The 25,494-nt window shown below is 71.3% G+C and carries 21 protein-coding genes and 1 tRNA gene; 10 read left to right on the top strand and 12 right to left on the bottom strand.

The genetic code is table 11. From position 1 onward, the window contains the following. Positions 1 to 348: 348 nt before the first annotated feature. The 3 genes from IEY91_RS35895 (at position 349) to IEY91_RS35885 (ending at position 3,369) form a co-directional block, all read left to right on the top strand. Positions 349 to 1,107 (top strand): SDR family NAD(P)-dependent oxidoreductase, encoded by a 759-nt coding sequence (locus IEY91_RS35895; RefSeq protein ID WP_189177158.1) that lies wholly within the window; start codon positions 349 to 351, stop codon positions 1,105 to 1,107. After that, positions 1,104 to 2,153, top strand: a complete 1,050-nt coding sequence (locus IEY91_RS35890) for a ketoacyl-ACP synthase III family protein (RefSeq protein ID WP_164322337.1) — start codon at positions 1,104 to 1,106, stop codon at positions 2,151 to 2,153. Before IEY91_RS35895 ends, IEY91_RS35890 begins: the two co-directional genes overlap by 4 nt. A gap of 241 nt (positions 2,154 to 2,394) precedes the next feature. Continuing rightward, entirely contained in the window at positions 2,395 to 3,369 is a 975-nt protein-coding gene (locus IEY91_RS35885) for a hypothetical protein (protein ID WP_189177157.1), read from the top strand. Positions 3,370 to 3,503: 134 nt separating this feature from the next. On the opposite strand, the gene IEY91_RS35880 is transcribed toward IEY91_RS35885, so the two are convergent. Together IEY91_RS35880 and IEY91_RS35875 are read right to left on the bottom strand one after the other, a co-directional pair. Then, on the bottom strand, positions 3,504 to 3,791 hold the full coding sequence (locus IEY91_RS35880; protein WP_189177156.1) for a DUF397 domain-containing protein: 288 nt from the start codon (positions 3,789 to 3,791) through the stop codon (positions 3,504 to 3,506). Then, a complete protein-coding gene (locus tag IEY91_RS35875; RefSeq protein WP_189177155.1) occupies positions 3,775 to 4,605 on the bottom strand; it encodes a helix-turn-helix domain-containing protein in 831 nt (276 codons plus the stop codon). Before IEY91_RS35875 ends, IEY91_RS35880 begins: the two co-directional genes overlap by 17 nt. A gap of 110 nt (positions 4,606 to 4,715) precedes the next feature. On the opposite strand from IEY91_RS35875, the gene IEY91_RS35870 reads away from it, so the two are divergent. After that, positions 4,716 to 4,946, top strand: a complete 231-nt coding sequence (locus IEY91_RS35870; protein ID WP_164322343.1) for a hypothetical protein — start codon at positions 4,716 to 4,718, stop codon at positions 4,944 to 4,946. 29 nt (positions 4,947 to 4,975) lie between these two features. Beyond that, a complete protein-coding gene (locus tag IEY91_RS35865; RefSeq protein WP_189177154.1) occupies positions 4,976 to 5,566 on the top strand; it encodes a hypothetical protein in 591 nt (196 codons plus the stop codon). Positions 5,567 to 5,801: 235 nt separating this feature from the next. Here IEY91_RS35865 and IEY91_RS35860 read toward each other — a convergent pair whose 3' ends face one another. Then, the gene (locus IEY91_RS35860) at positions 5,802 to 6,335 is read right to left on the bottom strand and encodes a DinB family protein (RefSeq protein WP_189177153.1); all 534 of its coding nucleotides are present in this window, start codon (positions 6,333 to 6,335) and stop codon (positions 5,802 to 5,804) included. A gap of 164 nt (positions 6,336 to 6,499) precedes the next feature. On the opposite strand from IEY91_RS35860, the gene IEY91_RS35855 reads away from it, so the two are divergent. From IEY91_RS35855 to IEY91_RS35845, 3 genes are all read left to right on the top strand, one after another. Next, complete coding sequence (locus IEY91_RS35855) at positions 6,500 to 7,714, top strand: RICIN domain-containing protein (protein ID WP_189177152.1); 1,215 nt, start codon at positions 6,500 to 6,502, stop codon at positions 7,712 to 7,714. A gap of 108 nt (positions 7,715 to 7,822) precedes the next feature. Continuing rightward, complete coding sequence (locus tag IEY91_RS35850; RefSeq protein WP_189177151.1) at positions 7,823 to 8,374, top strand: RNA polymerase sigma factor; 552 nt, start codon at positions 7,823 to 7,825, stop codon at positions 8,372 to 8,374. Further along, the gene (locus IEY91_RS35845; protein WP_189177150.1) at positions 8,371 to 9,303 is read left to right on the top strand and encodes a CU044_5270 family protein; all 933 of its coding nucleotides are present in this window, start codon (positions 8,371 to 8,373) and stop codon (positions 9,301 to 9,303) included. Before IEY91_RS35850 ends, IEY91_RS35845 begins: the two co-directional genes overlap by 4 nt. A gap of 32 nt (positions 9,304 to 9,335) precedes the next feature. Here the strand turns inward: IEY91_RS35845 and IEY91_RS35840 are convergent, their stop codons facing one another. Beyond that, positions 9,336 to 10,328, bottom strand: a complete 993-nt coding sequence (locus IEY91_RS35840; RefSeq protein WP_189177149.1) for an alpha/beta fold hydrolase — start codon at positions 10,326 to 10,328, stop codon at positions 9,336 to 9,338. Between the two features lie 275 nt (positions 10,329 to 10,603). Continuing rightward, positions 10,604 to 11,386 (bottom strand): hypothetical protein, encoded by a 783-nt coding sequence (locus tag IEY91_RS35835; RefSeq protein WP_189177148.1) that lies wholly within the window; start codon positions 11,384 to 11,386, stop codon positions 10,604 to 10,606. 137 nt (positions 11,387 to 11,523) lie between these two features. On the opposite strand from IEY91_RS35835, the gene IEY91_RS35830 reads away from it, so the two are divergent. Continuing rightward, positions 11,524 to 12,237 (top strand): TetR/AcrR family transcriptional regulator, encoded by a 714-nt coding sequence (locus IEY91_RS35830; RefSeq protein WP_189177147.1) that lies wholly within the window; start codon positions 11,524 to 11,526, stop codon positions 12,235 to 12,237. A gap of 43 nt (positions 12,238 to 12,280) precedes the next feature. Here the strand turns inward: IEY91_RS35830 and IEY91_RS35825 are convergent, their stop codons facing one another. Together IEY91_RS35825 and IEY91_RS35820 are read right to left on the bottom strand one after the other, a co-directional pair. Next, positions 12,281 to 13,894, bottom strand: coding sequence for an AMP-binding protein (locus IEY91_RS35825; RefSeq protein WP_229697447.1), 1,614 nt, complete (start codon positions 13,892 to 13,894; stop codon positions 12,281 to 12,283). A gap of 34 nt (positions 13,895 to 13,928) precedes the next feature. Continuing rightward, on the bottom strand, positions 13,929 to 14,690 hold the full coding sequence (locus tag IEY91_RS35820; RefSeq protein ID WP_189177146.1) for an SDR family oxidoreductase: 762 nt from the start codon (positions 14,688 to 14,690) through the stop codon (positions 13,929 to 13,931). Positions 14,691 to 14,835: 145 nt separating this feature from the next. Between IEY91_RS35820 and IEY91_RS35815 the strand changes: the two genes are divergently transcribed. Continuing rightward, on the top strand, positions 14,836 to 18,051 hold the full coding sequence (locus IEY91_RS35815) for an AfsR/SARP family transcriptional regulator (RefSeq protein WP_189177145.1): 3,216 nt from the start codon (positions 14,836 to 14,838) through the stop codon (positions 18,049 to 18,051). Here the strand turns inward: IEY91_RS35815 and IEY91_RS35810 are convergent. From IEY91_RS35810 to tmk, 5 genes are all read right to left on the bottom strand, one after another. Next, positions 18,048 to 18,410, bottom strand: a complete 363-nt coding sequence (locus IEY91_RS35810) for a cupin domain-containing protein (protein ID WP_164322360.1) — start codon at positions 18,408 to 18,410, stop codon at positions 18,048 to 18,050. The genes IEY91_RS35815 and IEY91_RS35810 overlap by 4 nt on opposite strands. 210 nt (positions 18,411 to 18,620) lie before the next feature. Then, a tRNA-Thr gene (locus IEY91_RS35805) sits at positions 18,621 to 18,694 on the bottom strand. Positions 18,695 to 18,825: 131 nt separating this feature from the next. After that, positions 18,826 to 20,346 carry an alpha/beta hydrolase gene (locus IEY91_RS35800; RefSeq protein ID WP_164322362.1) on the bottom strand — a complete coding sequence of 507 codons (1,521 nt, stop codon included), beginning with the start codon at positions 20,344 to 20,346 and terminating at the stop codon, positions 18,826 to 18,828. A 278-nt stretch (positions 20,347 to 20,624) separates the two neighbouring features. Further along, positions 20,625 to 21,830 carry a DNA polymerase III subunit delta' gene (locus IEY91_RS35795; RefSeq protein ID WP_164322364.1) on the bottom strand — a complete coding sequence of 402 codons (1,206 nt, stop codon included), beginning with the start codon at positions 21,828 to 21,830 and terminating at the stop codon, positions 20,625 to 20,627. Between the two features lie 250 nt (positions 21,831 to 22,080). Further along, on the bottom strand, positions 22,081 to 25,341 hold the full coding sequence (gene tmk, locus IEY91_RS35790) for a dTMP kinase (protein WP_189177144.1): 3,261 nt from the start codon (positions 25,339 to 25,341) through the stop codon (positions 22,081 to 22,083). Between the last annotated feature and the right edge of the window lie 153 nt (positions 25,342 to 25,494).

Below are 25,494 nucleotides of genomic sequence, written 5' to 3'. Positions count from 1 at the left end.
TCCGGGTATCCTTTCTTGCCAGTCACCGCGGTAGGTGAGTCACTAGGGGTGTTAAGTGACCGGCCGGTCAGGGCGGCCCGCTGTCCCATCGCGTCCTGCGCGTTCTTGCGTTCGCCGCAGGAGCACCACCTGCCTGCATGACGGAACCTGCCGCCAGGACTCCCTGTACCCCTCATGAACAGGGCGCTCCGGTCTTCCAGCGATCTCCATCGGTCCTGCCCCGGACGGCAGTCGTCTGCGCGCGCGTCGGCGGGAAGGATTCACACTCTCCCGTGTCGCCTCCGGAAAGCCGGACGCTTTGGGAAAGGCATTGCATCGTCGGCAGTAACAACTCGAATCGGGGAGTTCATGACGAAGATCGCGGTGGTTGCAGGTGCGAGTTCCGGGATTGGGGCGGCCACGGCAGGCGTGCTCTCGCGCGCGGGTTACTCCCTGGTCCTTGGGGCCCGCCGCATGGACCGTCTGCATTCCGTGGCGGCTCCGCTGGGGGCGAAGGCCATTCCGTTGGACGTCACTGACCGGGACTCGGTGGCGTCCTTCTGCGTCGACGTCCCGAAATGCGACCTTCTGGTGAACAGCGCCGGCTGCGCCCTAGGGCTCTCAGAGGTGGCGGACGCCGACGACGCGGAGTGGCGGTGGATGTATGAGGTCAATGTGCTCGGGACGATGCGGATGATCCGCACCCTGTCACCGGCCCTGAAGACCGCACCGGCCGGACACGTCATCCTCGTGGGTTCCATCGCCGGATACCAGCCGTACGCGGGCGGAGCGGGCTACAACGCGGCGAAGTTCGCGGTGCGAGGAGTGGCCGGGGCGCTGCGGCAGGAGCTCCTGGGTACCGGTGTACGGCTGACCGAGATCGCGCCAGGGCACGTGCGTACCGAGTTCGCCCTCGTCCGGTTCGGCGGGGACCGGAGCCGCGCGGATGCCGTGTACGCGGGAATGACCCCGCTGGCCGCCGAGGACGTCGCCGAGGCCATCGGATGGGCTGCGTCGCGTCCTTCGCATGTCAATGTCGACCATCTGCGGATCCAATCGGTGGATCAGGCGACCACGACCCTCGTACACCGTGAGGGGTCGCAGGAAAGTACCGGGGCCTGGTCGTGAGGAACCGCCTGCCGCTGGGCATCGCCGCGGTGGTTTCGTGGTTCCCGCCGGATCGGGATCGCGTCCAGGACGCGGTGGCGGCTGGACGCGTCGACGCCGGCGCGGCCGAGGCCATGCGCTATACGGAACTTCCCGTGGCCGCGGTGGATTCGGCCCCTGAGATGGCGGTGCGCGCCGCGCGCGCGGTGCTGCGGCGGGCGCACTGCGCACCTGAGCGCGTCGGGCTGCTGATGCACGCCTGGATGCATTTCCAGGGACACGAGGTCTGGTCGCCGGCGCACTACCTGGCCTCGGAGCTCGGCGCGGTGAAGGCCCTCCCGGTCGGGGTCCAGCAAGCCTGCAACGGCGCGGCGATGGCGCTCGAACTGGCGGCTGATCACTTGGCGGCACGTCCGGATTCGGGGTATGTGCTGGTGACCGCGGCAGACCGGTTTCCCGCAGAGGGCTTCGACCGTTGGCGCGGGGACTACGGGATCGCCTACGGCGACAGCGGCACGGCGGTCCTGCTGCACCAGCCGGATCCCGCGGCGGACGAACTGCTGCTGTTGTCCCTCGCGACGGCCGCGGCCCCCGAACTGGAAGGGATGCACCGCGGGGACGACCCGTTCGCGCCGGTCTCGCGGTGGTACGGCGACCAGGTGGACATCCGGCGGACCAAGGCGGCGTATGTGCGCGCCCACGGCCCCGAAAAGTTCGCTCACGCCAGCCGCACCCGGCTGGCGCATGTGATCAGAGAAAGCCTGAAAGGGGCAGGACTTGGCCCCCGAGACCGCCGGCTGCGTGCAGTGCTCCTGCCCCGCCTGGGGCACAGGCACCTCCAGGAGACGTACGCCGAGGTGATCGGAGAGCTGGTGGGGGCCGAGATCCTGGAACTGGGCCGGAACAGCGGCCACCTGGGCCCCGGCGATGTCCTCGCCAACATGGCGTCGCTGCGCGAGCTTCGACTCCTGGAGAGCGGGGAGGTCGCTCTGATCGTCAATGTGGGCGCAGGGTATACCTGGTCCAGTCTGGCCGTCGAAGCATGCGCCCGCTCCCCCCGCGCCTGAAACGCCGTGCGCGAAACCCGCAGCGAACCCGCCCCGAGCAAGAGCCTTTCGCCCCGGGGGACGGCAAGTCTCCTGACAGCCAAGCCCCACCCGGGCGCGGCCGGGGCCGAGCACGCCGCGCCGCGCGCCGTGTACCACCCGGCGTTCGGGGCAACACCTGCATATCGACCGTAAGGGGAGGGCAAGGGATATCTGTTTCATCTGGTCCCGAAACCATCCCTCCCTGCGATCGGATCATCACTTGAACCTCCACACCCACAAGACCCTGGGCGTGTCCGCCCTCGCCCTTCTCCTGGCCGGTTCCACCGTGGCAGCCGCACAGGGTCGCCAGGCAGTCGCGGAGAGGACACCCGCCGCACCGGTGGATCTGGCCCTGGATGTCACGAACCTGTCCGTCGCCCCCCAGGGCTCGGGGAAGCAGACGTTCACGGTCGTCAACCAAGGCAAGCGGGCGACCACGGAGCCGGGACGCCTGGTGTACGTGACGCCGACGTACTTCAACTTCGCCTCCGTACCCAAGGGCTGCCAGCGCAAGCTGCGCAACCCGGATCCGCTCGTGCCGGAAATCATGGAGTGCGCTGTCCCCAAGGGACTGGGCCCGGGGAAGAAGTTCAAAGTCGACTTCACCCTGAGCGCGACCAAGACGAACCTCGTCGGCTCCGTCTACGGAGCCGCCCTGGTCTCGCCGGATGTGGAGGCCGATCCGGAGACGAACTTCAGCGACAACTACAACGTCCCCGACGCCGCGATCCGCCGGAGCGCGCCTCCGAACATCACAGGCCACCGCGCCAACGTCCACCTCAGCTACACATCCCCAGCCGTGGCCCCGGACGAAAGGGCCGAACAGACATTCACCTACGGCAACCAGGGCCCCGACGCCACGGTCGACCCGGTGCGCCTGGTCTACGTCACCCCCTTCTTCGTCAACTTCAGCGAGAAACCGCTTCCACGCGCCTGCCGACTGCTGCTGGACGATCCCGACCCGCTGATCCCGCAGGTCGTCGAGTGCGACCGTGACCGGCCGCTGGAGGCAGGCCGCAAAGGCTCCTACACCTTCGAGATCACCGCCGTAGAGGGCGGACCCAGTGGCATGGTGTTCTCTCCAGCCGTGGTAGCCGAGGCCAAACCGGGAATGGCTTCCACCCATGACCCGTCCGTCATCGACAACCTGGCCAACGTCGGCGTCAACGAGCTCCCCTCTCTGTCCCAGCAGTAAGGGGGCTCTCCGTGCCGCCCCGCGCGAGCCGATCAGGCATAGCAGTGCTCCCGAAACCGCGGAACCCAGAGTTTCGCCGCCTGGGCCGCGCCCCCGTCGGAGTCCGCCAACCGGCGGGTGCTGGCTGTGCTGGCCTACCTGGACAGGTAGGCGAGGAACGCGTTCCAGGCGGGGGCGCCGAAGAGGACGGCGGGGCCGTGGGGGTTCTTGCTGTCGCGGACCGGGACACTCACCTCGCGGTGGGCATCGTTGACTTCGAGGCACGAACCGCTGTCGGCGCCGCTGTAGGTGGACTTGCGCCAGGCGTCGTTGACTTCGAGGCACTCGCCACTGCTGGCGCCGCTGTAGCTGGATTTGCGCCATGCCGTCAGGACCGAGCCGTCCGGGATGCTGATGGGCTGCCGCTCACGGTTGCTGTGCATGCTCGTAATCCTCTGCGATGGACCTAATCAGCGCCAGAGACTTTCGGTGCGACAAGGCATCACCCAAAGCGTGATCGTAGACCGCCTGGCACTCGCGCACTACGGCCGGATTCTCCAACACCCTGCCGGTTTTCAACGCCTCCACGTACGCGACGGGCGGCAGGTCCTTGAACCACATCAGGGACACAAAGCCCTCCAACAGGGCGTGTGGGCCCACAGAGAACGGAAGCACGTGCACCCGGATGCGGCGCCTCTCGCCCAACTCCGCGATGTGACACAGCTGTTCGCACATCACCCCAGGACCTCCCACCGGCCTCCGCAGCACCGCCTCGTCCAGCAGGTACCACGTCACCGGTGTCTTGAAGTTTTCGAGCAGGCTGGCGCGCCCCAGCCGCGTGACGAGCAGCGCGTCACGCTCCTTGTCTGCCTTGGGCGGGAACCCGGACTGCAGCACTTCGCTGGCGTACGCCTTCGTCTGAAGCATTCCGGGCACCAGCTTGGGTGCGTACTCCCGAATCACCGTCGCCTGCCGCTCCAACTCCAGCGCCTCCGCGAAGTGTTCGGGCAGAGTGCGCCCCTCACCGTGGGACGGGAGGAACCGCACGAGCACGCCGCCCGCCTGCAAGGCGTCGTCCAGACGCTGCGCATCCTCCAAGTTGGGCCGCCGTCGCCCCGCCTCAATGTGGGCGATATGCGTACGGGACATGATGGCCCGCGCACTCAGCTCCTCCTGCGTAAGCCCAGCCGCCTCCCTGCGGGAACGCAGCTCCTCCCCGTAGCGCAGCCGGGACTCCGGGCTGTCCTCGATGGCCATCGCAACTCCCTACCGTGCCAGCACAGTTGTCAACCCCCGCCCACTGGCGAGCCTAACCTCGCCCAACGCACAGTGTGATCGGAACACCACACACAGCGAGAGGCCGCACGATGGAAACCGGAACCCCACACCAGCAGGGCGCGTACGTGGCGCACGCGACGACCGACATCTACGGCCCCGGCAAAGTCCTCTCCGCCGAAGGCGACTTCCGCCGCGTACGGTTCACGCACTTCGTGGCGACGATCCGGGTGGACGACCTGCGGGCGGCGACGCCGGTCGAGGAGAGCGAGATGAAGACGTGGTGGCAGCGGAAGGCTGAGCTTTACGGGAACGACTGGTAGGCGGCACACCCGCCTCGTACGCTGTCGGCATGACGACGGCGGGAGCAGACCGGGGCTCGGGGTACTACACGCCCCGGAGCCTCGTCATCGTGGGTGCGCACGGGCTGTCGGACGACCTCTGGGACCGCTACAACAACGCTGTCGTACTGGATGGTCAGCACCGCGTCAGCTCCCTCTGGTCGGTGCTGTCCGCGAGTATCCGCCTCCACGAATACCTGGAGAGCCGGCCGGACGGCGCCGAGTGGGCGCTGCGCGCGACGATCGCGCGGACGGCGGAGAAGGACACTCTCCTGCCGCAGGCCACGGCGCCGTCACTGCACGGCGTCGGTGAGCCGTTCCGGCTGACGTACCCGGCCGTGTACGCCGATCGGGCGCGCCGCCTCGCCGACTCGATGAGCGCCCTCATCGCCCTGATCCGCGAGGACTTGGCGAAGGCGCTCGGCCCGTGCGACTACGAGTACGTGGACACGGTGCCGAGACACGACCGCTCACCGTGCGGTGTGGTCCGCCTGGCCACGCCCACGATCCCCCGGGCGCCGGGGCGGCCGAACTCCCCATCGATCACCACTCGATGGGGCGTCTCGGCTGCGCGCCCTCCGGGAGAGGCACACGCGGCGTAGCCGACACGCCCCCGGCTCAGGCTGGGAAGGCCCCTGATGTCTCTGCTCGATCTGCTTCTGGACGCGCCATGGTGGGCGGTCTGGATCCTCGTCTTCCTGATGGTCGCCGCGTACTGCGTGGGGCGCGTCGCCAAGGCGGTCCTGCCGCCCCCGCAGGACCGGGGCCAGTGGTGGCGGGACTTCTGGGAACACCGTCGCACCCGGCGGCAACGCGCCGGCATGCGCCGACGAAGCGTCAGGCGGCCGAAGCGGCGCGCAGCAGCCGCAGTTGGCCGATCTCGGCGGCGTTCTTCATGAGTTCGGCGTTCACCCACGCGGCCGTGTGGGCGACGGTGTGCTCCGGGTCGCCGTCGGTGGGCCAGGGGAAGGGGGCGGGGGCGTCGAGGTCGGCGTCGGTGAGGCCGTCGAGGACGGTCAGCCACTCGTCGCGGAGGGCGCGCAGCCAGACGACGGCGGGCTCGCCGGGGCCGGGCCAGGCGACGGCGGTGCGGTCGCGCGGTGGGCGCCCCTGCGCGTGGTCGAGGGTCACGCCGAACCACCAGCCGATGTGCCAGCTCAGCCACGCGACGGTGGGCACGGGGACGGGGTCGGGCTCGGTGTCGGCCCAGTCCGGCGTCCACTCCCCGCCGTCGCCGCGCCGGAGCGTCCAGGTGCGGGCGGCGGGCTCCCACAGGTGGTCGTCGTCCTCGAGCCGCTCCAAGTGGTACTCGAACAGCGACCAGGTGAGCTCGAACTGCCAGCGCAGCAGGGCGTGTCGGGAAACGTTCACCGGCCGACCCTGACACACCTGCGGCAAACCCCGTGGCCGTTCCCGTAGTTGAGGGGTTAATAACGGCTGAAACCGGGCCGTATCGGGATCACGGCCCACGCTCCTAGGCTGACGCACGGCGCACCACGGGTGCGTGCCCCACCCGACGTTCCGGGAGGTTGACCGTGGCAGCACAGGCAGCACTGTCCGAGGGCATCTACCTGATCAAGAACGAGGCGAGCGGACTGTACGCGGGGGTGCAGCCGGGAGGAGGCGCCAAGCAGGGCGCGAAGGTCGTACTGGGGGAGCTGCACACCGAAGGGCCTGAGCGGCACCGCCAGTTCTGGCACCTGAAGCCGCACAGCGCGCGCGAGGGCGCGTGGACGCTGCAGAACGTACACAGCGTGCTGCGCATGGACATCATGGCGGGCCGCAGCCGCGCGGGCGCGGCGGTGCAGCAGTGCCCGCCGGAGTCGCGGGACGACCTGCTGGTGTCGCAGCTGTGGAAGCCGGAGCAGATAGCGGATGACGTGTACGTCTGGGTCAACTCCAGCGGCAAGAACCTCGCGGTGCGCGGTGAACGCCCGCAGGCCGAGGCAGAGTTGGAGCAGGCAGAGCCGAAGACGGGCGAGGACCGGGGCACGCAGGCGTGGCGTGTGGAACGCGTGCAGGCGCGCGGCGAGTCGAAGGCGTTCGACGCGCTGACGGCGCGGGTGGTGTCGCCGGGCACGTTCAGCACACCCGCCAACGTCCTCGCGTCGGCGCTGAAGGGGATCCTGGACGCGGGCGGCGGCATCTTCGAGACGATGGCGAAGACGGTGCCGGACCCCCGGGCCCCGTACCTGCGGTTCGACGGCTTCCGCGGGGACGAGTTCATCCGCTTCTCGCCGAGGCTCGGGATCGAGGAGGGCCCGAAGAAGATCAGCGAGCAGTTCCCGCAGGTGCCGACGGGGTTCCCCGGTGCGGCGGACGACGTCATGAACGCGCGTAAGGGCAGCGGCTACACGCACGCGGCGATCATGGGCAGCACGGTCCACGAGTTCTCGGAGCGGTCGGCGAACCGGGGGGTCGCCCATCTCGAACTGGGTCCCGTGAAGGACCAGCGGATCAAGGCGGCCACGACCGCCGAGACCAAGGGCGAGGCGGTGGCGGCCTTCCTCGACCTCCAGGCCGTACTGCTCACTCCGGACTACGAGCACACCGGTGAGTTCCGGCTGCCCCACGCCCCCGCCGAGTTCCTGACCGAACTCGACACCGCGACCTCCGCCCCCTTCGACGACGCCATGCACTTCTTCCTCGTCAAGGGGGAGGAGTTCGTGATCGTGAGCCAGGGGAAGCTGGTGCAGGGCCCGACGAAGCTGACGGACGCGTATCCGTTCCTCACGGGGGTGTGGATGTAGGAAGCTGCTCGTCCTGCCAGGCCGGGCCGGGCCGCCGCGAACGCGAGTGACCGCTCCTGACAAGTAGGGAGTGAGACCGCCGACCGGCGGTCCGGATACGGAGGTCCCATGACGACGGACCTGGACGACGAGGAGCTGCTGTCCCGCACCGCGCGGGACCCGGCGGCCTTCGAGCCGCTCGTGGTGCGCCATTCGGCGGCGCTGCACGGCTACTTCGCGCGCCGGGCGCCGCACGCCGCCGACGACCTGCTGGCCGAGCTCTGGCTGCAGGCGTACGCCGCGCGGCGCGGCTTCGACCCGGCGCGCGGGCCCGCGAGGGCGTGGCTGTTCGGCGTGGCGCGGAACGTGCTGTCGGCGCACTGGCGGCGTACGGCGCGGCAGCGCCCCGCGCTGCCCGGCGACGGCGGCGACGACCCGTGGGAGGCGGTGGACGCGCGGCTCGACGCGGCGGCGGTGGCACCGCGACTGCGTGACCTGCTGGCCGGCCTGCCGGAGGAGGAGCGGGAGTTGCTGCTGCTCGTCGCCTGGGAGCAGCTGACACCCGGAGAGGCCGCCGCGGTGGTCGGCATCCCCGCGGGGACGGCCCGCTCGCGGCTGCACCGCGCCCGTACCCGGCTGCGCGCCGACGCACCCCTCGACCTGGCAGGAGACCCGGCATGACCGAACGTACCAACGAGCGTGACGACCTTCTCGACTTCCCCGGCGCCGGGGAGCTGATCACGGCGGGCGACGTGGCCCCGCCCGCGCCCGGGGCGGTGGCGGCGGCGAAGGCCGCGGTGGCCCGCGCGGCGGAGCGCGAGACGGCGGTGGTGCCGCTGCGGGTCCGCGTCCCGCGCCGCCGCAGGTTCCTGGTCGCGGCGGCGGCGGTGGCGGCGATCGCCGCCGGCGCGGTGGCGTACCCGGTCCTCGACGTGGGCGGCGAGCAGGCCGCCACGGCCTCGGCGGCGGAGTTCCTGAACGACATGGCGGCGGTCGCGGCGGATGCCCCGGCGACGGACGCCAAGTACTGGAAGGTCCGCGTGGAGACGGTCAACGGGGACGACAGGGAGATGAGGACCACCACCTACTTCGACCGGGCGGGCCGGGTCTGGACGGTGGACGAGGACGGCACCGTCCACGAGCCGCCGGCGGGCGAGGAGGGCAAGGTCAAGAACTGGCCCGTGGGCAAGCGGTGGCTGACCTGGCCGGAGCTCGACAAGCTGCCCACTGACGCGAAGGCGCTGGCCGAGCGGTTCCCGAAGGACGCCCAGAGCCGGTTCCGGCAGCTGGTGATCATGCTGGAGGACTCGCCCGCGAGCCCCGAACTGCGCTCTGCGCTCTTCGAGGTCCTCGCGGACACCCCCGGCATGGAGCTGGCCGGAAAGGTCAAGGACAGCAAGGGCCGTCCGGGCGTCGCGATCGACACCACGCAGAAGGCCACGTTCACGGGCGGCCCCGGAAAGGACGTGACGTACTGGACGACGGACCGCTACATCGTCGACCCGGACACCGGCCTCCTCCTTGAGTCCACCCACAAGATCCGCGGCCAGGACATCCCGGCGGACCGCTACACCTGGCAGGAGGTGGGCCCGGCGGACCAGATCGGCTGAGCACGTACGTGCCGGTCCGCTCCTGCCGCTGGTCACCCCAGTTGGCGGAGCCAGCCGGTGAGGATCCCGTTGACCTCCTCGGCCCGCTCCTGCTGCACCCAGTGCCCGCACCCCTTGAGGATGTGGGAGGAGACGAGGCCGGGGAGGGTCACGGGGTAGGCGTCCAGGGCGCCGGACAGCCACTGGAGGGAGGGGTCGAGCTCGCCCGCGACGAAGAGGGAGGGCTGGGTGAGGGGTGCCCCGTCCCAAGCGGCGAGGTCGGCCCAGTCGCGGTCCATGTTGCGGTAGCGGTTGAGCGGCCCGGTCATGCCGCCGCGCTCGAACTCGGCGGCGTACACGTCGAGTTCGCGCTCGGACAGCCAGGCGGGCAGCGCCCCACCGCTGACGAACCGCTCGGACATCCGCGCCCCCTTGGGCACGAAGGCGGGGCTGGGCGAGCCGGGAGGCGCCATGGTGTCACCGGAGTAACTGGCGTAGAACCCGGCGATCCAAGCCCGGACATCGGGCTCCATCTCCCCCTCGGCCCGCCCCGGCTCCTGGAAGTAACTGACGTAGAACTCCTCGTCCCCCGGGATGGCGGCGAAGGCGTCGGTGGGCCGGGGCCCGCCGCGGGGCGCGTAAGGCACGCTCATGAGCGCCGCCCCCTTGAAGACATCGGGCCGCAGCAACGCCGAATTCGCCGCGATGGGCGACCCCCAGTCATGCCCGACGACAACGGCGCTCTCCTCCCCCAAGGCCCGCACGACCCCGACGTTGTCGGCAACGTGGGCGAGCATCCCGTAGGCCTCGGCGTCACGCGGCTTGGACGACCGCCCGTACCCCCGCAGATCAATGGCCACGGCCCGATACCCGGCCTCGGCGAGGGCAGGCAACTGCCACCGCCACGAGTACCAGCTCTCGGGAAACCCGTGCACGAGCAGGACAAGTGGCCCGGCCCCCTGCTCCACGGCATGAATCCGAATCCCGGGACTCTCGGGGAACTCCAGCAGCGTGTGCTTGACGCTGTCCAGCGAGGGTGCGGTCATGGTGGGGGCTCCTCCGGTTGTACGGGCGGCGGCCATTCGCCACGAGTCTGTACGGGGACGGGCCCGAACGCAGAGGGTCGTTGCCGTTCCGGCAAGTTTCGCGGGCGCGCCCCGTAAGGGGCGCGGGGAACTGCGCGACCAGCCCCCACCGGCCCGCAGGGACAGCACGGCGGCAGCGGAGCAATTAGCCCGTCCGGCGTTTGAGGACGAGCGCGCAGCGCGATCGGCGGGGTGCCGGGGGCAAGGGTGCCGGGCGGGCGGGTGGGAAGTCTCCGCTAAGCCGCAGGCACCTGCACAGGCACCGTCGGCAGGGGCAGCGGGGGCGACATCGGGTAGGCCGACGGCACCCCGCCCGCGAGCCGGGACTTCGGGAGCCACAGGGACAGGATCCGACTCGTCCGGTCGAAGTACCGCTCCGCGGCCAGGGATTCCGGCAGGAGCGAACCAAGGGACACCTCGGCCTCCAGCCCGGCCGAGGCCTCCCTGGACGCCACGGAGTGGATCCCGATCAGCCGCTGCTCGGGCTGATGCAACAGCCACACAGCCCCCAGCCCCCGCGCCTCCGCCTCGTCCCGCAGGGACGCCCACGCCCCCCGAACCGCCACGTCAGCGTCAGCGTCCTCATACCGGAACCGCTCAAACCGACTGACGTGATGCTCCTCCAGAGGCAGGAAGTTGTGAGCCCCGGCAACCCGCCAGACAAACCGCTCCACGTTCAGGAAAAACGGCCGGCTCCAGAACTTCACCCCCGGCTCGAACTCCAACTCCTCGCTGGTGAACCGCTCATAGTCGAGCACGTCGTCCCACGTCTCGAACAGGTACCGCCCCCCGGTGAAGTGCGTCCCCGCACCGCCCTCCTCAATCCGACTCGGCATGTACTTCGCGTACATCCCAGGCCGAACATCCATCACCCGCCGCTCCACCTCCTGCTTGTCCACGATCTCCTGAACCCCAACCCCCTCAGCCAACGGAAAGTCCGACGTGAACGCGGCCTCCATAGGAATCGGCCCAACCTCGTAGCCCTTGATGGGCCCAGCCCCATACGCGTGCGTGGCCATGCCACACCCCCTGCAATAGCTCATACCAGTACATATCTGCGCACTCGGCACAAGCCGCCGAGCACTCCAGAAACGTAACCCGAACACCGACCAAATTCCAAACACTGTTCAATCTTTGCCCGCCGTACCATAGGGACATGCCTGCAGCCAGCCGCCGAGAACGCCACCGCACCGAGACCACCGCCGAGATCAAGGCGACAGCCCTGAAGCACCTGGTGGAGGAGGGTGCGGAATCCGTGGCCCTGAGGGGCATCGCCCGGGACATGGGCATGGCACCCGGCACGTTCTACAGCTACTTCGACACCCGCGAGGCCCTGCTCTCGGCACTCGCCGCGGACGCGTACCGCGACCTGGCAGCCCACCTGCGCGAGGCCCGCGACGCCCACCCCCCGACGGCCCCGGCGGCCCGAGCCCTGGCCCACGGTCTGGCGTACCGCGCATGGGCGCTGGCGCACCCGCAGGAGTTCAGGCTGCTGTTCAGCGGCCGCGCGCAGACCCCCCACACGAACACACCGGAAAGCACGGCCGCAGAGTACGAACTCTGCCTGGGCATAGTGGAAATCGCCACAACAGCCACCCCCGCCTCCCCTTCAGCGGACGGCAACGGCAGCACCACCTACACCTGGGAAGACTTCGCCCCCGACTTCACCACCGTGGCCCGCGCCACCTTCCCCACCCTCACCCCGCCCGCTCTCGCCCTCTCACTCCGCGTATGGGGCCGCATGCACGGCCTGGTCACGCTGGAGATCGACGGCCTGCTGCGCCCCCAGATCGACAACCCGGACACGCTCTACAGGGATGAACTCGCCGACCTGGTAAGGGGATTGGGCCTCACTCCGACAACGGAGTGACCCGCGACGACGGAGTGACCCGCGGGCACGAAGCGACCCGCAGCTACGGAGTAACCCGCAACTCCCGCCGCAACACCTTCCCCGCCGCCGACCGCGGCACCCGCTCCCGGAACTCGATCACCCGAGGCACCTTGAACCCGGCGAGCGCGCCCCGACAGTGCTCGACGAGCCGCGCGGCAAGCCCGTCGTCCCCCCGCACCCCCGCCTCCGTCTGCACGACGGCGGCAACCCGATGCCCCCACTCCTCATCAGGCACCCCCACCACGGCCACGTCGGCGACATCCGGGTGCGAAATCAGCACAGCCTCGACCTCCGCCGGATACACGTTCACACCCCCGGAAATGATCAGGTCGGTGCGCCGGTCCCGCAGGTACAACCACCCGTCCTCATCGACGTACCCCTGATCCCCCGCGGTGAAGTACCCGCCCCGCATGGCCCGTTGAGTCTTCTCCTCGTCCTTGTAATACGAGAACGGCACGGCGAGCCGGAAGTACACCCCACCGGTCTCCCCGACCCCCACTGCCGTGCCCTCATCGTTCAAAATCCGTACGTCGATGCCCGCGAGAGGCAACCCCACGGTCCCGGGCCGCGCCAGCCACTCCTCACTGCTCGCGGCGGTCACCCCGCCCTCGGTCGCAGCGTAGAACTCGTACAGAACCGGCCCCAACCAGTCGATGGCCCGCCGCTTCACGTCCGGCGGACAGGGCGCCGCCCCGTGCACGACGGCGCGCAGGCTCGACACGTCGTACCGAGCACGCACCTCGGCGGGCAGCCGCAGCAGCCGATGCAGCACGGTCGGCACCGCGAACAGCACCTGCACGCCGTGCCGTTGGATCAGCCGAAGCCACTCCTCCGTACCCGGCCGCTCCGCGAGCACGACGGTGTGCCCGAGCTGCATCGCCATGTTCGCGAAGAGCCCGGGGGCGGCGTGGTAGAGCGGCGCGGCACTCAACTGCGTGTACGCGCCCGCCCGCACCCCGACGCGCGCCATGAAGTCCAGCTCGTACGGGCTCGGTCCGGGCGGCGCGTCCGGCAGCGCCCGCCGCACGGCCTTGGGGCGGCCTGTGGTCCCGGAGGTGTAGAGCATGACGCCGCCGGCGCGGGGGTGCGGGGGCGGGGTCGCCGGGGCGGCGGCGAGCAGCTCCTCGTAGTCGACCCAGCCGTGGGGCACCCGCTCGGCCCCCCACACCACCCGCCGCCCCTCCGGCACCCCCGCCGCATCCAGCGCGGGCCCGGCCACCTCCACCAAGGACGCGTCCACAACCACCACCCGAGCCTCACTGTCGGCGACGACATGCGTCACCTCGGCGGTGGTGAAGTGATGGCTGAACGGCGTGAAGTACACCCCCGACCGCCCCGTGGCCAGCCGCAGCTCGAAGAAGGCCCGGCTGTTGGGCAACATGGCGGCGACACAGTCCCCCGCCCCCACCCCGAGCCCGGCCAGGGCATGCGCGAGCCGGTAGACGCGGGCGGCCAGCTCGCCGTACGTGAGGGTGGCACCGTCGGCGTCGACGAGGGCAACCCGATCAGGATCCGCAGCGACAACGGCATCAAAGCCGACCCTCGCAGCCGCACCACTGCTCACATTCGCACCCGTACCCATGACCGCCTCCCGCCCCTGCTCACCGTCCCAGCCGTCCCAGCCGTCCGGCCGCACGCGCGCATCGTAGGCACAGGCGCCCCCGCCCGCATCAGTGGCCGACAGGCAACCCCTGCGCGAACCCGCCATCCACCGCCAGCTCGACATTCGTCGTGAACGTGGCGTCGGCGGCGAGGAACAACGCGGCCGCGGCGACCTCGTCGACGGTCCCGTTCCGCCCCAGCGGCGTCGTCTCGTTGCCCTGCCGCTCGAACTCGCGCCGCTGCTCCTCCGTCAGCCCGGCGACCCCCATGGTCGGCGTCTTGATGAAGCCGGGCGCGACCGAGTTCACCCGGATCTTGCGCGGAAGCAGTTCGAGCGCGAGGACGTGCGCGAAGGCCCGCATGGCCTCCTTGGAGGCGGAGTACGCGCTGAGCCCCGGGAAGACGACGTCGTTGACGACCGTCGTGAACACCACCGACCCGCCGTCGTTGATCAGCGGAGCGAGCCGCTGCATCGTGAAGAACGAACCCTTCGTGTTGATCGCGAACTGCCGGTCCCAGGACTCCTCGGTGACCTCGGCGAGCTCGGCGAACTCCGCGATGCCGTGGTTCACGAAGACGTGGTCGACCCGGCCGAGCCGGGCCTGGACCAGGTCGGCGAGGCCCGCGATGTCGGCCATGCTCGCCGCGTCAGAGCGCACGACGTGCGCCGCGCGCCCCTTCAGCTCGGTACGCGCCTCTTCCAGGGTCTTCTCGTTCCGCCCCGTGAGGACGACCTCGGCGCCCCCGTCGAGCAGCCCCTTGACGATGGCGAGACCCATGCCGTGCGTACCGCCGGTGACGACGGCGGTCTTGCCCGCGAACTTGCTCATGCTGAGCTCCAATTGGCTGGTGGTTACGTGGCGACTCGGTACGAGGACGACTCTGCGGGTGGGCCCTTTCGGCGGGCCTTCGCTCGGCTTTCGGTCGGCATTCGGTCGCCGCCGGGTCCGCGGAGCGTTGATCTACGCTGGCCATATGCGCTTCGGTGTCCTGGGACCGCTCACCGTCCGGACGCCCGAGGGCGCTCCCGTGACGGTCCCCGAGGCACGCGTACGGACCCTGCTTGCGAGCCTCCTCGTCGCCCCGGGCGCGGTCGTCCCGGCGGACCGCCTCATCGAGGACCTGTGGGGCGCGGGCCCACTCCCCACGCGCCCCGCGAATGCCCTGCACACCCTGGTGTCCCGACTGCGCACGGCCCTGGCGACGGGCGGCGGCCGGGACCTGGTGGTCCGCCGCGCACCCGGCTACCTCCTCCGGATACCCCCGGACACGGTGGACGCGAACCGCTTCACGACCCTGGCGACACGCGCCCGCGCGACCACGGACGCCCGCACCCGGGCCGCACTCTTCGCCGAGGCGCTGGCCGAGTGGCGGGGCGCGGCGTTCACCGAGTACGCCGACGAACCGTTCGCCCGCGCCGCCGTGACACACCTGGAGGAACAACGGCTCCTGGTGCGCGAGGAGCACGCGGAGGCCCGCCTGGAACTCGGCGACCACGCCGAACTGGCCGCTGAACTGGCCGAGTTGACCTCGACGCACCCCCTGCGAGAGCGCCTCCGCGCGGCCCACATGCGCGCCCTGCACGGCGCGGGCCGCACGGCGGAGGCACTGGACGCGTACCAGGACCTGCGGCGACACCTGGACGAGGAGCTCGGGCTCACTCCGGGAGCGGAGGTGATGGCGCTACAGGGCCGGATCCTCCGGGGCGAGCGGGAGCAAGCGCCCGCGCACCACACAACCCCACTCAGACGTCGCACCAACCTCCCCGTCCCTGTCACCCCCCTCATCGGCCGCACCGGCCCCCTCCAAGACGTACGAGAACTCCTCTCCGCAGGCACCCGTCTGGTGACCCTGACCGGCCCCGGCGGCGTCGGCAAGACACGGCTGGCGCTGGAGGTGGCGGGGACGTACGCGGACGGGGAAGCCGTCGGCTCGTACGCGGACGGGGCAGCCGCAGCCCCGTACCCGGACGGAATCTGGCTGGTGGAACTCGCCGCCCTGCCCACCTCCTCAACCCCCGAGGAGGCAGCGCAGACAATCACGGCGACCCTGGGCCTACGCGAGGCTCAAGCTCCCCGAACCACCGAAAGCCCCAGCACTCCCGGCACCCCCGCAGCCCCCACAGCACCCGCGGCCCCCGCCACCCACCACCTCACCGAAGCCCTCCGCGACCGCCGCCTCCTCCTCGTACTCGACAACTGCGAGCACCTGGCCGCCGCGGCAGCCGACCTCACCCGCCACCTCTTGCGCGCCGCCCCCGGCCTCCGCGTCCTGGCCACCAGCCGCGAACCCCTCGCCCTCACCGGCGAAACGCTGTACGCCGTACCGCCCCTGGACCTGCCGGACCCGGACGCGGAACCGTCCGAGGTCCAACGCGCGGGCGCCGTACGCCTGTTCACGGCAAGAGCGGCAGCCGCGACGCCCGACTTCAAGGTCACCGACGCCAACTCCACCGCCGTTGCCACCATCTGCCGCCGCATGGATGGCCTCCCGCTGGCACTCGAACTGGCAGCGACGCGCGTACGCGCCCTCGGCCCTCAAGCGCTGGCCGAACGCCTCGACGACCGCTTCGGCCTGCTCACCGGCGGCCGCCGCGACGCCCCGGCCCGCCAGCAGACACTGCGCGCGATGATCGACTGGAGCTGGGAACTGCTGACGGCGGCCGAACGTACGGTCCTGCGCCGCCTCGCCGTACACGCCGATGGCTGCACACTGGAGGCCGCGGAAGCGCTCTGCTCAACACTGGACGTCAAATCATCCGAAGTCCTTGACCTCCTCTCCCGCCTGGTGGACCGCTCGCTGGTGACGGTGACGCACACGGAGGACGGCCCGCGCTACCGCCTCCTGGAGTCGGTGGCGGCGTACGCGCTGGAACAACTCACGTCCTCCGCCCCGGAGTTCGAGTCCCTGCGCCGGGCCCACGCCACCCACTACACAGCCCTGGCCGAACGGGCCGACCCCCTGCTCCGCGGCGCCGGCCAGCAGACGTGGCTGCGCCGCCTGAACGCGGAGTCGGCCAACGTCCGCGCGGCGCTGGCCACGGCGTCGGCGACGGGCGACGGCGCGCTGGCGCGGCGGCTGACGCGGGCGATGGCGTGGTACTGGTTCCTGCGGGGCCGCTTGACGGAGGCGCGCCGCGCGATGGCAACGGCACTGGCGGTCCCGGACGCGACATCGGAGGCCGCCGACAGCGAACAGGTCGAGGCCTTGCATCGAGCCATGACACTGCTGACGGGCGAGGGCGAGGCGGAACTGACGGAACCCACCACCGACGACCGGGCAACTCCCCTCACCACCCTCTTCCTCTCCTACGCCGCCACGATGTTCGGCGGGATGCCCGAGGCCGAGAGACTGACCGCCCGCGCCCTGGAAGCGTTCCGGGCCGGGTCGGACGACTGGGGCACGGCGGCGGCGCTGACAATCCGAGGCGTACAGCGCTACGTACGAGGCGACTTGGAGGGCTCGTACAAGGACGGCGTACGCAGCCTCGCCCTCTTCCGGGCGACGGGCGACGGCTGGGGCCAACTGCAGGCGACGGGCGTACTGGGCAGGGTCGCCGAGATCAAAGGCGACTACACGGAGGCCCGCGCCCAGCACACCGAGGGCCTGCGCCTGGCAACAGCCCTCGAACTGTGGTCGGAGGCATCGACGCGCTGGTCCCAACTGGGCCGTGTGGCACTCCTCACCGGCGACCACGAACAGGCGGACGCCCACCACGAACGGGCCCGCCGCCTGGCGGTCGAGCAGGCGGACCGCGCGGCCCAGGAGGTCGCGGAGGTCGGCCTGGCCCTGGGCGCGCGCAGACAGGGCCGCCTGGCCGAGGCGGAGGCGTACCTGCTCCCGTGGCGGGAGTGGAACCGCCGATTCCCGGCGGAGAACGGCGCGGCCCTGATCCTCGCGGAACTGGGCTTCATAGCCGAACAGCGGGGCGACGCGCATGCGGCCCTACGCCTGCACACGGAAGGCCTGGCGGCAGCCCGCACCACAGCGGACCCCCGAGCGATAGCCCTGGCCCTGGAAGGCCTGGCAGGCGCTCACCACCTCACAGACTCCTCCCCCACCCGAGCCACCCACCTCCTAGCCACAGCGGCCCGCCTACGAATTTCGGTAAACGCCCCACTCCCCCCAGCGGAACGAACCGACGTGGACCGCATAACAACAGCGATCCAAGCAACGAGACGAAAGGGCTAACCCTTGGCCTTCGCGTACTCCTGCGCCATGCCTCCGGCGAAGTCGTACACCACGACCTGTTCCTCACCCACGACCCAGGCGTCGTGTCCGGGCGGGCACACGAAGACATCGCCGGGCCCGACCTCGGCCTCACCACCGTCGTCCATACGGATATGCATGCGCCCCTGGACTACATAGCCGTTGTGGTGGATCTGACAGCTCTCGGTCCCCGCGAGCTCCGCCACGGACTCGGACCAACGCCAGCCGGGCTCGAAGGTGCCCACGGCGAAGTCCAACCCGGTGAGATGGACGGCTTCGAGGTGCCCACGGGGAAAATCACGCCGCTCGTCCGGCTTCTCAACCGCCTTGACCTCGATCATGACAACTACCTCCGCCCTGCACATGCCAACTCTTCAGGCCGACTACCACCGCGACGCCATCCACGGCCGACGCCATACCCAGCCGACCCCTTCACTCCATCGTCCGCCTGCCGACCTGGGGCCGCCAACTTGAGTGCCGCGCTTCCCCCCTCCCGAATCCGGGCATGAAAAAACCCCAGGTCACGGCGAGTGAGTCCTGGGGTTAATCCGAGCCGCCTTCGGGATTCGAACCCGAGACCTACGCATTACGAGTGCGTTGCTCTGGCCATCTGAGCTAAGGCGGCGCGCTGTCCGCACCTATGGTGCGATCAGCAACGGCGCCAAGTCTACACAGTTTCGGAGGGTGCTCCGTACACCCCTCCGGGGCGGCCCGCGGGTGGGGCGGGTGCGGCCGCTGCGGGGCCGTGAGCTGGGGTTATGTGCAGCGCTTGGACTTCTGGGGGGCGCGGCCCTCCAGGAGGTACGTGTTGATCGTCTTGTCCACGCAGGCGCTGCCACGGCCGTACGCGGTGTGGCCGTCGCCCTCGTAGGTGAGGAGGCGGGCCGAGGTGAGCTGGGCGGCGAGGGCCTGGGCCCAGCGGTAGGGGGTGGCGGGGTCGCGGGTGGTGCCGGTGACGATGATCGGGGCGGCGCCCTTCGCCTCGATGCGGCTCGGCTTGCCCGTGGCCTTCGCCGGCCAGTACGTGCAGTTCAGGGCCGACCAGGCCAGGCCCTCGCCGAACACCGGCGACGCCTTCTCGAACTCGGGGAGCGCCTTGCGCACATCCTCGGGCGAGGTGAAGGACGGCGGCAGGTCGAGGCAGTTCACGGCGGCGTTGGCGAACATGAGGTTCGTGTACGACCCGTCGCCGTCGCGCTCGTAGTAGCTGTCCGAGAGGGCGAGTAGCGGCGCGCCGTCCTTGTTCTTCATCGCCGACATGAGCGAGTCCCGCAGCTCCGGCCACGCCGCCTCGTCGTACATCGCCGCGATCACGCCGGTCGTCGCCAGCGCCTCGCCGAGCTTGCGGCCGCCGGACGTGCTGGTGTCTCCGGCCCGGAGCGGCCTGCGGTCCAGGTCGGAGAAGAACCCCTTCAGGCGCTTACCCGCGTCCGCCGCGCTCTTCGTTCCGAGCGGGCAGTCCCGCTCCCGCACGCACTCCCGCGCGAACGACTGGAACGCCGTCTCGAAGCCCGCCGTCTGGTCGAGGTTCATGCGGCGCGCGGTGAGCGAGGGGTCCATCGCGCCGTCGAGGACCAGGCGGCCCACGCGCCCGGGGAACAGCCCGGCGTACGTCGCGCCGAGGAACGTGCCGTACGACGCCCCCACGTACGTCAGCTTCTTGTCGCCGAGCGCCGCCCGCAGGATGTCCATGTCCCGGGCCGTTTCGACAGTGGAGACGTGCCCGAGCAGCTTGCCGGACCGCTTCCGGCAGCCCGCCGCGAGTTTCTTGTACGTCGCCGACAGCAGGCCGACCTCGCGGCCGTCGTCGGGCGTCACGTCCGTCTGCGTGTACGCGTCCATCTCCCGGTCGTTCAGGCACGACACCGGCTCGCTGCGGGCGACGCCGCGCGGGTCGACGCCCACCATGTCGTACCGGGCACGGACCTTCTCCGGGTAGCCGAGCGCCGCGTACGCCTGGAGGTACCCGACCGCCGAGCCTCCCGGCCCGCCCGGGTTCACGAGCAGCGAGCCGAGCCGGCGGTCCGGCTTCCCGGTCGCCCGCTTCCGCGACACCGCCAGCTTCACGTCCCCCGCGTCCGGCTTGTCGTAGTTCAGCGGCGCCCTCAGCGTCGCGCACTGGAAGCCGGGCACCCCGCAGTCGCGCCAGCGCAGCTTCTGGCCGTAGTACGACGTGAGTTGCTTCGGCGTGGCGCTCGGCAGCTCGGCCATGACCACGTCCGCCGACGAACCGTCCGACGAACTCGCCGACGAGCAGCCGGACATGAGTAGACCCATGGCCAACAGGGCCAGACCGCCGCGGCGGAACGGACGGCGGGCGCGTGCTGGTTCGCTGGCGGGCTCTCCTGCTCGAGCGGGGGCGTGGGCTCGGGGAAGGGAGGTTTCCATCTCGCGAGACTAACTCTATGGAGTTGTTGGATCACTTTCCGTGCCCGTATGGGTGAGGCGGTCAACCTGGCGTGCCCGGACGTACGGAGCGGAGGTACAGGGCGGAGGGAGAGGACAGAGGGAGAGGGCGGAGGGACGGCGCGGAGGGGCAGACCGGATCGACCGGCTCAGCCCGCCCGCAGCGCCACCGTCATCGCCTCCACCGCGAGCAACGGCGCCACATTGCGGTCAAGCGCCGTGCGGCACGCGCCGATCGCCTCTATGCGGCGCAGCGTGGACTCGGGCGACGTACCCCGCGCCATCCGCTCCAGCATGTCCTGCACCTCCGTGTTGGCGAGCGGCACGCGGGAGCCCAACTGAAGCGCGAGGACGTCCCGGTAGACCCCGGTGAGGTCGATGAGGGCGAGGTCCAGGCTGTCCCGCTGCGTACGCGTCCTGCGGCGCTTCTGCTTGTCCTCGAGGTCCTTCATGACGCCCGCCGTGCCCCGGGGCATACGGCCGCCCTGGGCGGCGCCGAGCGCCGCCTTCATGTCCTCGGTCTCCTTGACGTCGACGTCCTCGGCGACCTGCTTGGCCTCCTCCGCCGCCGTGTCGATCAGCTCCTGCGCGGCCTTCAGGCAGCCGCCGATCTCCCCGACGCGCAGCGGCAGTTTGAGGACCGCGGCCCGGCGCTCCCGCGCGCGGTCGTCCGTCGCGAGGGTGCGGGCGCGGTCGATGTGGCCCTGGGTGGCGCGGGCGGCGGCGGCCGCGGCGGTGGGCTCGATGCCGTCGCGCCGCACGAGCATGTCGGCCACGGCGTCCACCGACGGCGTACGCAGGGTCAGGTGGCGGCAGCGGGAGCGGATCGTGGGCAGCACGTCCTCCAGCGAGGGCGCGCAGAGCAGCCACACCGTGCGGGGGGCCGGCTCCTCCACCGCCTTCAGCAGGACGTTGCCCGCGCCCTCCGTGAGACGGTCCGCGTCCTCCAGGACGATGACCTGCCAGCGGCCGCCGGCCGGTGAGAGCTGGGCGCGGCGGACCAGCTCACGGGTCTCCTTGACGCCGATCGAAAGCAGGTCGGTGCGGACGACCTCCACGTCGGCGTGCGTGCCGATCAGGCTCGTGTGGCAGCCGTCGCAGAAGCCGCAGCCCGGCTCGCCGCCCAGCGCGCGGTCGGGGCTCACGCACTGCAGGGCCGCGGCGAAGGCACGGGCGGCGGTGGCGCGGCCCGAGCCGGGCGGGCCCGTGAACAGCCAGGCGTGCGTCATCTTGGACGACTCGGGCAGCGGGGTGTCGGCCGCGACGGCGGTGACCAGCGTGTCGGCGTCACGGGCGGCCGCGCCGAGCTGCCCGCTCACCTTCTCCTGGCCCACCAGGTCGTCCCATACCGGCATGGGTCACCGCCTTTGCCCTACCGACGCCCACCGTCCCCCGGCACACGTCCCACTTCGCGCTGTCGGAATTCATTGTGAGGCACCCCACTGACAACGCCGCCCACGGCTGCGCTGAGCTGGGGTTATACGCGACGCGGGGCTCTCGGCCGGGCGGCGTACGCGGACGACGGAGCGTACGCGGACGAATGGACGTACGCGGACATAAGCGGACGAACGCCTCAGTGTCGGCGCCGCCACCCCGCGTCCAGCCTCAGCGCCTCCGCCGCCCCTCATCCACCTCATCCACCCCATCCGCCTCATGCGACCCGAGCAACTCGTCCGCCAGCGACGGCAGGTCGTCCAGCGGGGTCTCCTCTGCCCAGTCGGAGCGCGGGCGCTGCCGCGGCGTGCCGTCCTCGTCGACCTGCGGCAGCTCCCGCGTGCGGTCGTCGGGGGCGGGTCGCTCGTCGCGGAAGTAGCCCGGCGGCACCTTGTCCGCCGCGTTCTCGCCGCGCGCCGGCGGCTCGTTCCCCACGGCCGGAAGGACCGCTGTCTCGTCGACGGCACCGGGCACGGACGCCTGCGGCAGCTCGGCGGTCACGTCGGACGCACTGAACGCACTGTCAGGGCCGGTCCCGTGCTGCCCCGCCGCGGCCTCGGCCCGCGCCGCCGCCCCGGCCTCCGTGGCCTGCGGCAGCACAGCCGTCTCGTCGGCGGCACCCGGCACCTGCGCCTGCGGCTTCACGACCGGCGTGGGCACGGTCGCGGTCGTCTCGTTGTCGGGCGAACTCGGCGCGGACGGCGCGGAAGTCGCGGAAGTCACAGGCGACGCGGGCGGAGCGGCCGGTGCAGCAGGCGCGGCCGACACCGGCGGCGCAACAGGAGCCGCGGACGCCGACGACGTGGGCGGAGCCGCAGGCGCAGGCGGCACCGGCGGCGCGTCGGCGGACGCGGCCGCCGCCTCAGCCAGCAGCCGCGCCTCCTCAGCCCGCCGCAACGCCTCCTCGGCCTTGCGCTGCTTCTCAAGACGGCGCGCCTCGGCCTCGGCCCGCAGCCGGGCCTCCTCCTCGGCCGCCTTGCGGCGCCGCTCCTCCTCGGCGGCGCGGACCTGCTCCTCGGCGAGGACCCGCGCGCGCTCCTCCTCGGCCTTGCGGCGGGACTCCTCGGCGCGCAGCCGGGCCTCCTCGGCCTGGCGCTCGGCCTCGCGGCGCTGGGCCTCCTCCAGCTCGCGCTGCTTGCGCTCTTCCTCCTCCGCGCGGAGCTTGGCGAGCTGTTCCTGGCGCTCCCGCTCCAGGCGCTCCTCCTCGGCCTTGCGCGCGGCCTCTTCCTCGGCGCGCCGCCGCGCCTCCTCCTCGGCCGCCTTGCGGGCCTCTTCCTTGGCCTTCACTTCGGCTTCGGAGAGGGGCAGTACGACGTCGAGGCGGTGCCGGATGACGGTCGTGACGGCCTCCGGCTCCTGGGCGGCGTCCACGACCAGATACCGGCCGGGGTCGGCCGCGGCCAGGGTGAGGAAACCGGAGCGCACGCGCGCGTGGAACTCGGCGGGCTCGGACTCCAGGCGGTCGGGCGCCTCGGTGAAGCGCTCGCGGGCCGCCTCGGGCGCCACGTCGAGCAGGACCGTCAGATGCGGTACGAGACCGCCCGTGGCCCATCGGTTGATGCGGGCGACCTCGGTCGGCGACAGGTCGCGGCCCGCGCCCTGGTAGGCCACGGACGAGTCGATGTACCGGTCGGAGATCACCACGGCGCCGCGCGCGAGGGCGGGCCGGACGACGGTGTCGACGTGCTCCGCGCGGTCGGCGGCGTACAACAGCGCCTCCGCGCGGTGCGACAGACCGGCCGACGACACGTCGAGCAGGATCGACCGCAGCCGCTTGCCGACCGGCGTCGCGCCGGGCTCGCGCGTGACGACGACTTCGTGGCCCTTGGCGCGGATCCACTCGGCGAGCGCCTCGGCCTGCGTGGACTTGCCCGCGCCGTCGCCGCCCTCCAGGGCGATGAAGAAGCCGGAGTCGGCGCGCGCCTGCACCGGGTCGTCGCCGCCGCGCAGCGCGTCGCGCAGGTCGTGGCGGAGCGGCACACCCTGCCGGTCGTCGGCCTTGGCGAGGACCAGCGCGGCCACCGGAAGCAGCAGCGCGCCGACGAGCATCAGCGTGAAGGAGGCGCCTCCGTGGTCGAAGACGAACTTGCCGTTGACCATCCGGTGCGGACCGATCACGGCCGCGAGCAGCGGGGCCACGAGCGCGGCGAGCGCCACGGAGAGGCGTACGACCGCCTGAAGGTGCTCGGTCGTGCGCGCCCTTCGGTAGTCCTCGACCTCCTGGTCGAGCAGCGCGTGCCCGGTGTTCGCGGCGATGCCGGCGGCGACGCCCGCGAGCGCGAGGATCAGCAGGACCGTCGTCACGTCGGGCACGAGACCGGCCGCGAGCAGCGCGACACCGGTGACGGTGATCGCGAGCGCGAGCAGGCGGCGGCGCGACAGCGAGGGCAGCAGTGCGGGCGCGAGGCGGATTCCGGCGACGGTGCCGCCGGTCAGCGCGAAGACGAACAGGCCGTACGTGACGGGCCCGCCCTGGAGGTCCTTGGCGTGCAGGACGGCGACCGCGACGGCCGCGGCGATGGCTCCGGCGACGGCGGTGCAGGCGGCCACGAGCAGCGGGATGGCGCCCGTGCGGCCCTTGTCGGTGCCGCTGCCCGTGCGCGGCCTGCGCAGGCCCTCCAGGGGGCTGCGCGCGCGGGGCGTGTGCGTGCCGGGAAGCTCGATGGCGTACACGATCGACAGCGACGCCGCGAACAGTCCGGCCGCGAGGAACGAGGCGAGGCCCGCCTGGTGCTGGTCGAACCAGTCGACTCCGGAGCCGAGCAGTATCCCGACGAGGCTGACCGCGACGAGCGCGAGGGCCGCGAGCGGCAGCGCCACGAATCCCGTACGCAGCGACAGGCGCCGCAGTGCGTCCATGTGGTCCGGCAGCGGGCGCACCGTCGCGCCCTCCAGGGGCGGGGCGGGCAGCAGCGCGGGCGCGGCGCTCTCACGGGCGACCGTCCAGAAGCGCTCACCGACGCCGATGACGAACGCGGTGACAAGGAGCATCGCGAGCGCGTTGGCGGGCGTCCAGTCGATCCACAGGGGCGCGCAGATCAGCAGCGCGGCACGGACCCCGTCCGCGCCGACCATGGTCCAGCGGCGGTCCAGCGGGCCGTCGGGCGACGTCAGGGACGTCAGCGGGCCGAGGAGCACCGCTCCGAAGAGAAGGGTCGCCAGAACGCGCGCTCCGAAGACGGCGGTCACGGCGATGGCGACCCCTCGGTAGCCACCCCCGAACGAGCCCTCCGCGATGGCTGCTTGAAGCACCAGCATCACAAGGACGAACAACGCCAGGGCGTCTCCGACGCTGCCGACGAGGTGCGCGCTCCACAACCGCTTCAGCTGCGGTACGCGCAGCAGCGATCGGACGGCGCGCTCGCGGGAGTCCGCGAGCAGGGCGTCGTCTGGGGCCACTTTCATGGCGGGTGGCTGCTCGGCACGCGTCATCCGTCCAGCCTATCTGGACGGCCCGCTTCCCCGCGGTGCCCGTCCGAACATACGGCCACCGCGCCGGGGCTCCCGTGGAGGGGAACCCCGACGCGGTGGTCGGTTCGTTTCGGTATGTGCCGTCGCCGCGGCTCAGCCATGGCCGACTCAGCA

Origin of the sequence: Streptomyces lasiicapitis (assembly GCF_014646335.1) — a bacterium.
GTDB lineage: Bacteria > Actinomycetota > Actinomycetes > Streptomycetales > Streptomycetaceae > Streptomyces > Streptomyces lasiicapitis.
This window is presented reverse-complemented; position numbering and strand designations above follow the sequence as displayed.

Coding starts and splice junctions, on each gene's coding strand:
- IEY91_RS35800 (WP_164322362.1), bottom strand. CDS start 20,346: ATGGGTCTACTCATGTCCGGCTGCTCGTCGGCGAGTTCGTCGGACGGT.
- IEY91_RS35810 (WP_164322360.1), bottom strand. CDS start 18,410: ATGATCGAGGTCAAGGCGGTTGAGAAGCCGGACGAGCGGCGTGATTTT.
- IEY91_RS35845 (WP_189177150.1), top strand. CDS start 8,371: ATGACCGAACGTACCAACGAGCGTGACGACCTTCTCGACTTCCCCGGC.
- IEY91_RS35835 (WP_189177148.1), bottom strand. CDS start 11,386: ATGGCCACGCACGCGTATGGGGCTGGGCCCATCAAGGGCTACGAGGTT.
- IEY91_RS35795 (WP_164322364.1), bottom strand. CDS start 21,830: ATGCCGGTATGGGACGACCTGGTGGGCCAGGAGAAGGTGAGCGGGCAG.
- IEY91_RS35875 (WP_189177155.1), bottom strand. CDS start 4,605: ATGGCCATCGAGGACAGCCCGGAGTCCCGGCTGCGCTACGGGGAGGAG.
- IEY91_RS35815 (WP_189177145.1), top strand. CDS start 14,836: ATGCGCTTCGGTGTCCTGGGACCGCTCACCGTCCGGACGCCCGAGGGC.
- IEY91_RS35850 (WP_189177151.1), top strand. CDS start 7,823: ATGACGACGGACCTGGACGACGAGGAGCTGCTGTCCCGCACCGCGCGG.
- IEY91_RS35820 (WP_189177146.1), bottom strand. CDS start 14,690: ATGAGCAAGTTCGCGGGCAAGACCGCCGTCGTCACCGGCGGTACGCAC.
- IEY91_RS35870 (WP_164322343.1), top strand. CDS start 4,716: ATGGAAACCGGAACCCCACACCAGCAGGGCGCGTACGTGGCGCACGCG.
- tmk (WP_189177144.1), bottom strand. CDS start 25,341: ATGACGCGTGCCGAGCAGCCACCCGCCATGAAAGTGGCCCCAGACGAC.
- IEY91_RS35895 (WP_189177158.1), top strand. CDS start 349: ATGACGAAGATCGCGGTGGTTGCAGGTGCGAGTTCCGGGATTGGGGCG.
- IEY91_RS35865 (WP_189177154.1), top strand. CDS start 4,976: ATGACGACGGCGGGAGCAGACCGGGGCTCGGGGTACTACACGCCCCGG.
- IEY91_RS35830 (WP_189177147.1), top strand. CDS start 11,524: ATGCCTGCAGCCAGCCGCCGAGAACGCCACCGCACCGAGACCACCGCC.
- IEY91_RS35880 (WP_189177156.1), bottom strand. CDS start 3,791: ATGCACAGCAACCGTGAGCGGCAGCCCATCAGCATCCCGGACGGCTCG.
- IEY91_RS35840 (WP_189177149.1), bottom strand. CDS start 10,328: ATGACCGCACCCTCGCTGGACAGCGTCAAGCACACGCTGCTGGAGTTC.